This is a genomic window from Erwinia mallotivora (assembly GCF_000590885.1).
Taxonomy (GTDB): Bacteria; Pseudomonadota; Gammaproteobacteria; order Enterobacterales; family Enterobacteriaceae; genus Erwinia; species Erwinia mallotivora.
Genome location: NZ_JFHN01000043.1, coordinates 1 through 12043, shown reverse-complemented (window position 1 = coordinate 12043; position 12043 = coordinate 1). Strand labels below are relative to the sequence as shown.

At 52.1% G+C, this 12043-nt stretch carries 10 protein-coding genes; 9 read left to right on the top strand and 1 reads right to left on the bottom strand.

Features of this window, described 5'->3' with window-relative positions:
• Positions 1–136 precede the first annotated feature (136 nt).
• The 6 genes from murC (at position 137) to lpxC (ending at position 6863) form a co-directional block, all read left to right on the top strand.
• Positions 137–1612 (top strand): UDP-N-acetylmuramate--L-alanine ligase, encoded by a 1476-nt coding sequence (gene murC / locus BG55_RS08130; protein ID WP_034936350.1) that lies wholly within the window; start codon positions 137–139, stop codon positions 1610–1612.
• On the top strand, positions 1605–2525 hold the full coding sequence (locus tag BG55_RS08125) for a D-alanine--D-alanine ligase (RefSeq protein ID WP_034936347.1): 921 nt from the start codon (positions 1605–1607) through the stop codon (positions 2523–2525). The genes murC and BG55_RS08125 overlap by 8 nt, the downstream gene beginning before the upstream one ends.
• 1 nt (position 2526) lies before the next feature.
• On the top strand, positions 2527–3366 hold the full coding sequence (gene ftsQ, locus BG55_RS08120; RefSeq protein ID WP_034936345.1) for a cell division protein FtsQ: 840 nt from the start codon (positions 2527–2529) through the stop codon (positions 3364–3366).
• The gene (ftsA, locus tag BG55_RS08115; RefSeq protein ID WP_034936344.1) at positions 3363–4619 is read left to right on the top strand and encodes a cell division protein FtsA; all 1257 of its coding nucleotides are present in this window, start codon (positions 3363–3365) and stop codon (positions 4617–4619) included. Before ftsQ ends, ftsA begins: the two co-directional genes overlap by 4 nt.
• A gap of 70 nt (positions 4620–4689) precedes the next feature.
• Positions 4690–5844 carry a cell division protein FtsZ gene (gene ftsZ / locus BG55_RS08110; protein WP_034936342.1) on the top strand — a complete coding sequence of 385 codons (1155 nt, stop codon included), beginning with the start codon at positions 4690–4692 and terminating at the stop codon, positions 5842–5844.
• A 101-nt stretch (positions 5845–5945) separates the two neighbouring features.
• Positions 5946–6863: a UDP-3-O-acyl-N-acetylglucosamine deacetylase gene (gene lpxC, locus BG55_RS08105; protein WP_034936341.1), complete on the top strand. Its 918-nt coding sequence runs from the start codon at positions 5946–5948 to the stop codon at positions 6861–6863.
• A 7-nt stretch (positions 6864–6870) separates the two neighbouring features.
• Here lpxC and BG55_RS08100 read toward each other — a convergent pair whose 3' ends face one another.
• On the bottom strand, positions 6871–7380 hold the full coding sequence (locus tag BG55_RS08100) for a DUF721 domain-containing protein (RefSeq protein ID WP_034936339.1): 510 nt from the start codon (positions 7378–7380) through the stop codon (positions 6871–6873).
• Positions 7381–7401: 21 nt separating this feature from the next.
• Here BG55_RS08100 and secM point away from each other — a divergent pair, with 21 nt between their 5' ends.
• From secM to BG55_RS08080, 3 genes are all read left to right on the top strand, one after another.
• Entirely contained in the window at positions 7402–7908 is a 507-nt protein-coding gene (gene secM / locus BG55_RS08095) for a secA translation cis-regulator SecM (RefSeq protein ID WP_034936337.1), read from the top strand.
• A 68-nt stretch (positions 7909–7976) separates the two neighbouring features.
• Positions 7977–10682, top strand: a complete 2706-nt coding sequence (gene secA / locus BG55_RS08090) for a preprotein translocase subunit SecA (RefSeq protein WP_034936334.1) — start codon at positions 7977–7979, stop codon at positions 10680–10682.
• Between the two features lie 110 nt (positions 10683–10792).
• Positions 10793–12009 (top strand): IS3 family transposase gene (locus BG55_RS08080; RefSeq protein WP_420889612.1). Its coding sequence is split into 2 segments (ribosomal slippage): positions 10793–11137 and positions 11140–12009, totalling 1215 coding nucleotides; the frame shifts between segments, so codons are not numbered across the junction.
• Positions 12010–12043 lie beyond the last annotated feature (34 nt).

Sequence of the window (12043 nt, the reverse complement as noted above, 5' to 3'; positions counted from 1 at the left end):
GATGTATCCCGATGAATTTCCTGTTGCAGGAAAACGGCAACTTAGCCCGTTACTAACTTAACTGAGTAACAGAGGCCTTAAGTCAGCTGAACTTCCGGCAAGGAGAAAGGTTAAGGGATACCGACAGGCAGAAGAGATGAATACACAACAACTGGCAAAACTGCGTTCTATCGTGCCCGAGATGCGTCGCGTCCGGCACATTCACTTTGTCGGCATCGGTGGTGCTGGCATGGGCGGTATTGCCGAAGTGTTGGCCAATGAAGGGTATGAAATCAGTGGTTCAGATCTGGCACCGAATGCGGTGACCCGTCATTTGACTAATCTCGGGGCGACTATCTATTTCAACCATCGTCCTGAAAATGTCAGTGACGCCAGCGTGGTGGTGGTCTCAACGGCGGTTTCACAGGATAACCCGGAAATTATCGCGGCTCGTGAGGCGCGTATTCCGGTCATCCGTCGGGCAGAAATGCTGGCCGAGCTGATGCGTTTTCGGCATGGCATTGCGGTGGCGGGAACGCATGGTAAAACCACCACCACGGCGATGGTTTCCAGCATTTACGCGGAAGGTGGGCTTGATCCGACCTTTGTGAATGGCGGTCTGGTTAAAGCGGCAGGTACACATGCGCGGCTGGGCAGCAGCCGTTATCTGATTGCAGAGGCGGACGAGAGCGATGCCTCATTTTTGCATTTGCAGCCGATGGTGGCGATTGTCACCAACATTGAAGCCGATCACATGGACACCTATCAGGGTGACTTTGAGAACCTGAAGCAGACGTTTATTAACTTCCTGCACAATCTGCCATTTTATGGTCGTGCCGTGCTATGCGTTGACGATGCGGTGATTCGCGATTTGATCCCACGTATTGGCAGGCAGATTACGACTTATGGCTTCAGTGAAGACGCAGACGTGCGTATCGCCAGCTACGAGCAGCATGGCGCTCAGGGACACTTCACCCTGGCTCGTCACGACAAACCGTTAATGCGGGTGACGCTGAATGCGCCTGGCCGACATAACGCGCTGAACGCGGCAGCTGCGGTGGCAGTCGCAACGGAAGAAGGCATTGATGATGATGAGATCCTCAGTGCGCTGGAGAGTTTTCAGGGAACTGGCCGTCGTTTTGACTTCCTCGGTGAGTTTCCGTTGCAGGACGTCAACGGGACAGAAGGTACGGCGATGCTGGTTGATGATTATGGTCATCATCCGACTGAAGTGGATGCGACTATTAAAGCTGCACGTGCCGGGTGGCCGGACCGTCAGTTGGTGATGGTTTTCCAGCCGCATCGTTATACCCGCACCCGCGATCTTTATGATGATTTTGCCAACGTCCTGTCGCAGGTTGACGTGCTGTTGCTGCTGGATGTTTATTCTGCCGGTGAAACGCCGATACCAGGCGCAGACAGCCGTTCGCTATGCCGAACCATACGGGGGCGAGGCAAGGTCGATCCGATACTGGTTTCAGACCATGATTCGGTGCTGGAGATGCTGGCGCCAAAACTGAATGGCAACGATTTAATCCTGATCCAGGGGGCGGGTAACGTTGGGCGTATTGCCCGCAAGCTGGCCGATCAAAAGTTACAACCGCAGGGCAATGAAGGGGATCATCATGGCTGATAAAGTTGCAGTATTGCTGGGTGGCACCTCTGCTGAGCGTGATGTGTCGTTGATGTCAGGAAACGCCGTGCTGGCGGGCTTGAAAGAGGCGGGCATCGATGCGCATGCGGTGGATACCCGCGACTTTCCGGTATCACGCCTGAAAGAAGAGGGCTTCAGTAAAGCCTTTATCGCGCTGCATGGGCGTGGCGGTGAGGACGGTACGCTACAGGGTGTGCTGGAGTTTCTTTCTCTCCCCTACACCGGCAGCGGCGTGATGGCTTCCGCGATCACTATGGACAAGCTGCGCACCAAATATCTCTGGCAGGGCTGTGGCCTGCCGGTTTCGCCGTATGTGGCGATTACCCGTAAGCAGAGGGATGCGGGCCTGAACCCGGAAATACAGGCACAAATCGCTGCGTTGGGCCTGCCGCTGTTTGTTAAGCCGAGCAGTGAAGGCTCCAGCGTCGGTATATCGCGTGTGAATCAGGCCGATGCCCTGGAGGCTGCGCTTGATGAAGCGTTTCGCCATGATGACGAAGTGCTGGTTGAAGCGTTTCTTAGTGGCCCTGAATACACCGTTGGCGTGATTGGCGACGATATCCTGCCCTCAATCAAAATTCAGGTAGCGTCAGAGTTCTATGACTATGAAGCAAAATACTTTTCTGACGATACTCAGTACTTCTGCCCAAGTGGCCTGTCGGTGGAAAAAGAAGCTGAACTGAGCGAAATAGTATTAAAGGCATGGCGGGCACTGGGTTGCACTGGCTGGGGCCGCGTTGATGTGATGATGGGCGGTGATGGCGCATTTTACCTGCTGGAAGTGAATACGTCGCCGGGCATGACCAGCCACAGTCTGGTGCCAATGGCGGCTAAGCAGGCGGGGATGAGCTTCTCGCAACTTGTTGTCCGCATTCTGGAGCTGGCCGACTGATATGTCTCAGGCGGCAATGAATGTTCGCAACCGTGAAGCGCAAAAAAAAGCGGGCTCAGGACGAAGTAACGGTACGCGGCTGGCAGGCATCATTTTTCTGATGCTGGTGTTAGGTGTCATGCTGGCCGGAGGTTTGGTGGTGGTGAAGTGGATGAATGATGCATCCCGTTTGCCATTGTCGAGGCTGGTGGTAACAGGACAGATGCATTACACCAGCCATGATGATATTCGCCAGGCGATTCTGTCATTGGGGCCGCCCGGTACATTCATGTCGCAGAACGTGGATGTTATTCAGCAGCAGATTGAGCGCCTGCCGTGGATCCAGCAGGTGAGTGTGCGTAAGCAGTGGCCTGACGAATTAAAAATTCATCTGGTCGAATATGTGCCGGTCGCACGCTGGAATGATCTGCATATGGTTGATGCACAGGGAAAATCCTTCAGTGTGCCAGCCAGTTTTATCGGTAAAGAAGCGCTGCCTGGGCTTTATGGCCCGGAGGGCAGCGAATCAGAAGTATTGACCGGCTATCACCAGATGAGTGATTTACTGGCGGCCAGCAAATTTAAGCTGAAGGCAGCGTCCATGACCGCCCGGCGTTCGTGGCAACTGGTGCTATCAGACGACGTTCGTCTGGAGTTAGGGCGTAATGATGATATGAAGCGATTGCAACGCTTTATTCAGTTGAACCCAACGCTACAGCAGCAGGCGCAGACGGAAAACAAACGTGTCAGTTACGTTGATCTACGATATGACGCCGGTGCGGCAGTAGGTTGGGCGGCGCCACTCATCCAGAACGCTGACGGTAACAAGCAACAGAATCAGGTACAGGTTAAACAACAATGATCAAGGCGACGGACAGAAAACTGGTAGTTGGACTCGAAATCGGCACGGCAAAAGTCGCCGCTTTAGTAGGAGAAATTCTGCCCGATGGCATGGTTAACATTATCGGCGTGGGCAGCTGTCCTTCCCGTGGGATGGATAAAGGCGGTGTAAACGATCTGGAATCCGTCGTGAAGTGCGTGCAAAGGGCCATCGATCAGGCAGAGTTGATGGCCGATTGCCAGATTTCCTCGGTATACCTTGCATTATCTGGCAAACACATCAGTTGTCAGAACGAAATAGGGATGGTTCCTATTTCAGAAGAGGAAGTGACCCAGGAAGATGTGGAAAATGTCGTTCACACGGCGAAATCCGTTCGTGTGCGTGATGAACACCGTATCCTGCATGTCATTCCACAAGAGTATGCGATTGATTATCAGGAAGGGATTAAGAATCCTGTTGGTCTGTCCGGCGTCAGGATGCAGGCAAAAGTGCACCTGATCACCTGCCACAACGATATGGCAAAAAACATTGTCAAAGCCGTTGAACGATGTGGCCTGAAAGTTGACCAACTCATTTTTGCCGGACTGGCTGCAAGCTTTGCCGTGTTGACGGAAGATGAACGTGAACTGGGCGTCTGCGTGGTTGATGTCGGCGGCGGCACCATGGATATTGCGGTTTATACTGGCGGAGCATTACGCCACACCAAAGTGATCCCGTATGCCGGCAATGTGGTGACCAGCGATATTGCCTATGCTTTCGGTACACCGCCAACGGATGCCGAAGCAATCAAAGTCCGTCATGGTTGCGCGTTGGGTTCTATCGTTGGTAAAGACGAAAATGTCGAAGTACCAAGTGTCGGGGGCCGTCCCCCCAGAAGTTTGCAGCGGCAGACCCTGGCTGAGGTGATAGAACCTCGCTATACCGAACTACTGAATCTGGTGAACGACGAGATTCTGCAATTGCAGGAACAGCTGCGTCAGCAGGGCGTCAAGCATCATCTGGCCGCTGGCATTGTTCTGACCGGCGGCGCGGCACAGATTGAAGGCCTGGCGGCGTGTGCTCAGCGGGTGTTTCATACCCAGGTGCGTATCGGACAACCGCTTAACATTACCGGATTAACGGATTACGCGCAGGAGCCATACTACTCAACAGCGGTTGGCTTACTGCACTACGGAAAAGAGTCTCATCTGAGCGGTGAGGCAGATGTAGAAAAAAGAGTCTCAGTGGGCAACTGGTTTAAACGAATCAACAGCTGGCTGAGAAAAGAATTTTGATTTTGAAAAAGGGGATCATGCCCGATTTGTTTATGATCTCCAGGCGACAGGCACATAACGGAGAGAAACTATGTTTGAACCTATGGAATTAACCAATGACGCGGTGATTAAAGTCATCGGCGTCGGCGGCGGCGGCGGCAATGCCGTAGAGCATATGGTGCGTGAGCGCATCGAAGGCGTGGAATTTTTTGCTGTTAATACCGATGCCCAGGCATTGCGTAAAACAGCAGTGGGCCAGACTATCCAGATCGGCAACGGTATCACCAAAGGTCTGGGTGCCGGTGCAAACCCGGAAGTGGGCCGCAATTCTGCTGAAGAAGACCGTGAAGCACTGCGTCAGGCACTGGAAGGTGCAGACATGGTGTTTATCGCGGCCGGCATGGGCGGTGGTACGGGTACAGGTGCTGCACCAGTCGTGGCGGAAGTGGCGAAGGATTTAGGTATCCTGACGGTTGCCGTTGTCACCAAGCCTTTTAATTTCGAAGGTAAAAAGCGCATGGCTTTTGCTGAGCAGGGTATTGCCGAGCTCTCAAGGCATGTGGATTCTCTGATCACTATTCCTAACGACAAACTGCTCAAAGTATTGGGTCGTGGTATCTCTCTGCTGGATGCGTTTGGCGCGGCCAACGACGTACTGAAAGGCGCGGTACAGGGCATCGCAGAGCTGATCACCCGTCCTGGTCTGATGAACGTCGACTTTGCAGACGTCCGCACGGTAATGTCTGAAATGGGTTATGCCATGATGGGTTCCGGCGTCGCATGTGGCGAAGATCGTGCTGAAGAAGCGGCTGAAATGGCGATTTCCAGCCCACTGTTGGAAGACATCGATCTGTCTGGCGCTCGTGGTGTTCTGGTTAACATCACCGCTGGTTTTGACCTGCGCCTGGATGAGTTCGAAACGGTAGGTAACACCATCCGCGCGTTTGCTTCTGACAATGCAACTGTAGTTATCGGGACTTCACTGGACCCGGAAATGAATGATGAGCTGCGGGTTACTGTGGTTGCTACGGGTATTGGCATGGACAAACGTCCGGAAATCACGCTGGTAACCAACAAGCAGCAGAGCCAGCCGGTGATGGACCATCGCTATCAGCAGCATGGTATGACTCCATTACCTCAGGAGCAGAAACCTGCGGCGAAGGTGGTTAACGATCAGGGTGCACAATCAAACAAAGAGCCTGACTATCTGGATATTCCGGCCTTCCTGCGTAAGCAGGCGGACTAAGAATTACCTGAGAATTGGGATTCTCCGCTCTTTGTGCTAAAGTGTTGGCCCGCTGGTAAGATATACTGGCGGTCGGATGAGTAATTTTGCGAGATAAAGCGATGATCAAACAACGGACATTAAAACGTATCGTTCAGACGACTGGTGTCGGTTTGCATACCGGCAAAAAAGTCACGCTGACATTACGCCCTGCGCCGGCTAATACCGGGGTCATCTATCGCCGCACTGACTTGAATCCCCCGGTTGATTTTCCGGCAGATGCTAAATCCGTACGTGATACCATGCTCTGTACTTGCCTGGTTAATGAGCATGACGTGCGTATTTCAACGGTCGAGCATCTGAATGCAGCACTGGCAGGTCTTGGCATTGATAATATCGTGGTGGAAGTGAACGCACCTGAAATTCCTATTATGGACGGCAGCGCAGCCCCCTTTATTTATCTGCTGATGGATGCAGGCATTGAAGAACTGAACAGCGCGAAAAAATTTGTGCGCATCAAAAAACCTGTCAGGGTTGAAGATGGCGACAAATGGGCTGAACTCTCTCCGCATAATGGTTTTACGTTGGATTTTACAATCGACTTCAACCATCCGGCGATTGATTCCAGTTCGCAACGTTACAGAATGGACTTTTCTGCTGAATCCTTTGCACGTCAGATTAGCCGCGCCCGTACTTTCGGCTTTATGCGTGATATCGAAGCGTTGCAGTCCCGTGGACTGTGCCTTGGTGGTAGTTTTGACTGTGCCATCGTGGTCGATGATTATCGTGTACTTAATGAAGATGGATTACGCTTTGAAGACGAATTCGTTCGTCATAAAATGCTGGACGCTATTGGTGACCTGTTTATGTGTGGTCATAATATCATTGGTGCATTTACCGCGTTCAAATCGGGCCACGCTTTGAATAACAAGCTGTTGCAGGCCGTGCTGGCTAAACAGGAAGCCTGGGAATGGGCGACCTTCGAAGACGAAGCTGAACTGCCAGTTACCTTCAGAGCACCTGACCTGGTTCTGGCATAAGCCAGAATCATTTATTACGACTGGTTGAGCTGGTACTCTCTCCGGCCAGTGAAGCCAGTCGTTCTATAATTCTCTTCAGTTTTTCCGGACTTCTGCTGGCAATATCCCTCAACATTTCTGCACTCTGTTCACTCAGCTTACGCCCTGCTACAGGTTCATCGGACTGTTTGTCGCTTTGATATACGTTTTCATGCCCTTTTGCGGCTAACGATGGATTTATCCTGATGTCGATTGCCGTTAATGATGGTAATATTTGCGCTCGTAAAGCTGACAGCAGGCTGGATTGCTCATAGCGTAAACGCATCATCCAGTTGGCATTAGCCGTTTCGAGCACCAGAATACCCTGGCGAAAATTCGCCACGCGGCACCAGGGATGCAGCTGTGCAGGGAGAATACCCTGTGCAGCACGGTTTAACTTATTCAGCACAACTGCTCTTTGCTGAATGGATTCCAGCATTCCTTTGCCCTCGGTTGCTTCGAATAAATTCTCAATTGATTGCGGGCGACTATCGCGCATGGCAGGCTCCGGCGGAAAACAGTGATCGGTATTCTAAATCGTTGGCGACAATTTGGCAGACGTTATTTCTGGCCGCATCTCCTGTTGGGGATGGTCGCGGCGAGTCTTGGTTTGCCCTACGTTGCTGGTGGCGATCAGCCCACTTTAGCAGATACGCATTCCCGCAGCCTGAATATCAGCTTTGGCGTACATGTCGATCGCCTCGCGCTGCTCCAGGAGAGTGTTCGCCGGCAAAACCCAGTCGTTGACTACTGGCATCAGCATGCTATTCGCACTGTTATCCGCCACCTTTCTTTTTCCCTGACGCCTGCAAATCAGCCAACTACTGAGCAGAGCACACCGCTGGAAGTGCAAAAGCTTGCGTTGTTGGACACGCTCAATGCGTTGCTGACTCATGAAGAAAGACCGCCTGCGATTATTCGCCAGACTGAGCCTCATCAGCTTGCCATCAAACCTGTCTGGCAGACTGGCCTCTGGCTGGCACAGGTTGAGGGCATTCGTGCCGGACCTGCCTGTCTCCTGTCGTAAGATTTTGTTCGTGTACCCAAAGTTTAGTGCTTCACCGCTGATGCGGTGGCTGAGAGAATTTATCAACTATGTTCATAAAAGTATTAACAAAAATTTTTGGTAGCAGCAACGATCGTACGCTGCGCCGCATGCGTAAAGTCGTTGATCAGATCAACAAAATGGAACCGGACTTTGAAAAACTGTCCGATGACGAACTGAAAGCGAAAACCAGTGAATTTCGTGCCCGGCTGGAAAAGGGGGAAGTGCTTGAAAATCTGATCCCTGAAGCCTTTGCCACCGTTCGCGAGGCCAGCAAACGCGTTTTTGGAATGCGCCACTTTGATGTTCAGTTACTGGGCGGCATGGTATTGAACGATCGCTGCATTGCGGAAATGCGCACTGGCGAAGGTAAAACACTGACGGCAACCCTTCCTGCCTACCTTAACGCATTGAGTGGTAAAGGCGTCCATGTGGTCACCGTGAACGACTATCTGGCCCAGCGCGATGCTGAAAACAACCGTGGATTGTTTGAATTTCTCGGCCTGACTATAGGTATCAACCTGCCTGGCATGCCCGCGCCAGCCAAGCGCGAAGCTTATGCTGCGGACATCACTTACGGTACGAACAACGAATATGGTTTTGACTACCTGCGCGACAATATGGCCTTCAGTCCGGAAGAGCGTGTACAGCGCAAGTTGAACTATGCGCTGGTGGATGAGGTGGACTCGATCCTGATCGATGAAGCGCGTACGCCGCTGATTATTTCTGGCCCGGCAGAAGACAGTTCAGGTTTATATATCAAAGTTAACAAAATCATTCCGGGCCTGATTCGCCAGGAAAAAGAAGACTCTGATACTTTCCAGGGTGAAGGACATTTCTCTGTCGATGAGAAAGCCCGGCAGGTGCATCTGACTGAACGTGGTCTGGTCGCCATTGAAGAGCTGTTGGTCAGTGAAGGCATCATGGAAGAGGGCGAATCGCTCTATTCCCCGGCCAATATCATGATGATGCACCACGTCACTGCGGCCTTGCGTGCGCATGTGCTCTTTACCCGCGACGTGGATTACATCGTGAAAGACGGTGAGGTAATCATTGTTGATGAGCACACAGGCCGTACCATGCAGGGGCGTCGCTGGTCAGATGGTTTGCATCAGGCGGTGGAAGCAAAAGAAGGTGTGGAAATTCAGAACGAAAACCAGACGCTGGCTTCCATTACCTTCCAGAACTACTTCCGCCTTTACAACAAACTGGCCGGGATGACCGGTACGGCTGACACCGAGGCGTTTGAATTCAGCTCGATTTACAAACTGGAAACCATTGTCGTCCCTACCAACCGCCCGATGGTGCGTAAAGATCTGCCGGATTTGGTCTATATGACTGAAAAAGAGAAGATTGATGCGATCATTGAAGATATCAAAGAGCGTACCGCCAACGGTCAGCCCATACTGGTGGGCACTATCTCCATTGAGAAATCTGAAGTTGTTTCTGCCGAGCTGACTCGTGCCGGTATCAAACATGCGGTACTGAACGCTAAATTCCATGCCCGCGAAGCGGATATCGTTGCCCAGGCGGGTCAGCCTGCCGCTGTCACTATTGCCACCAATATGGCAGGTCGCGGTACGGATATCGTGTTGGGTGGCAGCTGGCAGGCAGAGATTGCCGAACTGGAAGACCCAACAGACCAGCAGATTGATGCTATCAAGAGTGCCTGGAAAGTTCGCCATGATGCGGTGCTTGCTTCTGGTGGTTTGCACATTATTGGTACTGAGCGTCATGAATCCCGACGCATTGATAACCAGCTGCGAGGCCGCTCTGGTCGCCAGGGTGATAACGGTTCTTCCCGTTTCTATCTGTCGATGGAAGATGCCCTGATGCGTATTTTTGCTTCAGATCGCGTTACCAATATGATGCGGAAACTGGGGATGAAACCTGGTGAAGCTATTGAACATCCGTGGGTGACCAAGGCGATTGCCAATGCTCAACGCAAGGTTGAGAGCCGCAACTTTGATATCCGTAAGCAGTTGCTGGAATATGACGATGTGGCTAACGATCAACGCCGTGCAATCTATACACAGCGTAATGAATTGCTGGACGTTTCCGATGTATCTGAAACCATTATCAGCATCCGTGAGGACGTGTTTAAATCCACCATCGACAGCTATATTCCACCGCAGTCGCTGGAGGAAATGTGGGATGTGCCAGGTTTGCAGGAGCGTCTGAATAACGACTTTGACCTGCAATTGCCAATTGCTGAATGGCTGGACAAAGAGCCAGAGCTGCACGAAGAAACCCTGCGTGAGCGCATCATGGAGCAGGCGAAAGAGCAGTATCAGCAAAAAGAAGAAGTTGTCGGCATTGAGATGATGCGCAACTTCGAAAAAGGCGTGATGCTGCAAACGCTGGACAGCCTGTGGAAAGAGCATCTGGCGGCGATGGACTATCTGCGGCAGGGTATTCACCTGCGTGGTTATGCGCAGAAAGATCCTAAACAAGAGTACAAACGCGAATCTTTTGCCATGTTCGCAGCAATGCTGGAATCACTGAAATATGAAGTGATTAGCACCCTGAGTAAAGTTCAGGTCCGTATGCCGGAAGAAGTGGAAGCGATGGAAGAACAGCGTCGTGAAGAAGCTGAACGTCTGGCCCAGCAGCAGCAATTAAGTCACGTGGACTCTGAAACAGAAGCAGCTGCGGCCCTGGCAGAGCATGGTGGAGAACGTAAAATTGGCCGCAACGATCCCTGTCCTTGCGGTTCAGGTAAGAAATATAAGCAGTGTCATGGGCGTCTGGCATAATCATTACGCTTAAAGTAAAAAAGGGCTGGGGATATTCCCGGCCTTTTTTATTGCCATGACCCGTCCTGAATAGCGTTGACACATTTTCCCGCGATTCTGAGGAGAATGTGATGAAGCAATATGTTAAACGTACACAACGCGACTACTCTCTGTCCTTTAAACTGGCCGTCGTTGAGCAGGTTGAAAAAGGTGAGATGACTTATCGTCAGGCTCAGGAGCGCTACGGTATCCAGGGGTGCTCCACCGTTCTGAAGTGGCTGCGTAAATATGGCCAGCTGGACTGGCACTCTTCAAAGCAGCGCAGCGCATGTGGAGGACTCATGAAAAAATCCCTTCCCCTTACGCCTGAACAACGAATCAAAGAGCTTGAGCAGCAGCTGGCTGAATCCGAAGTGAAGGCGCAGTTCTTTGAGGCCGTCGTGAAGGTCATGAACACTGAGTTCGGTGCCACGCTGACAAAAAAGCAGTTAGCTTCGTTATCGCGCAGGCAAAAACACCCGGACTGACCATCGTCAGGGTCTGCCGGTTTTTAAAAATAAGCCGTCAGGCCTGGTATCAGGGGTGTCAGCGCGTGCAACGTAAGTCAGAGCAGGCCTGCCGCATTACTGAGGAAGTGAAAAACCTCAGGATGCAGCAACCGCGCCTGGGCACGCGCAAGCTGCACCATATCCTTAACTGTCGGGATGCACCTGAACTGCATATCGGGCGGGACAGCCTGTTTACCGTACTCCGGGAGGCCGGGCTGCGGGTACGTCCGGCCAGGGCTTATCATAAAACAACCCACAGCCATCATCGCTTTTATAAGCATCCAAACCTGCTGAAAGACGGGCCGGGGCGGACCGTCATCTCCGGCCCGGAGCAGGTTTGGGTGGCGGACATTACCTGGCTTCCGGTCAGAACCGGCACGGCTTACGTGAGCCTGGTAACCGACGCATTCTCACGGAAAATAGTGGGTTACCATGTGCATGAAAGTCTTCATACAGAGCACGTGGTGAAGGCGCTACAGATGGCACTGAAAAACCGGCATGGCAGGACACCGCTGATCCATCACTCCGATCGCGGCATACAGTACTGCTCAGCGATGTACCAGTCGGTGCATGAAAGACACGGGCTAATCTGCTCAATGACGGATGGGTATGACTGTTATCAGAACGCCATTGCGGAGAGGGTCAACGGAATACTGAAAAACGAGCTGCTGATAACGCGCCCGGCAGACATCGTTCAGGCAGAAATAATGGTGGCGGAGTCGGTAAGAATCTACAATAGCCAGCGACCGCATCTGTCGCTGAAATATAAAACGCCAGATGCAGTACATCAGGCGTTTTGAGGGCGTAAAGTGTCAACCTATGCCAGGACTAGTC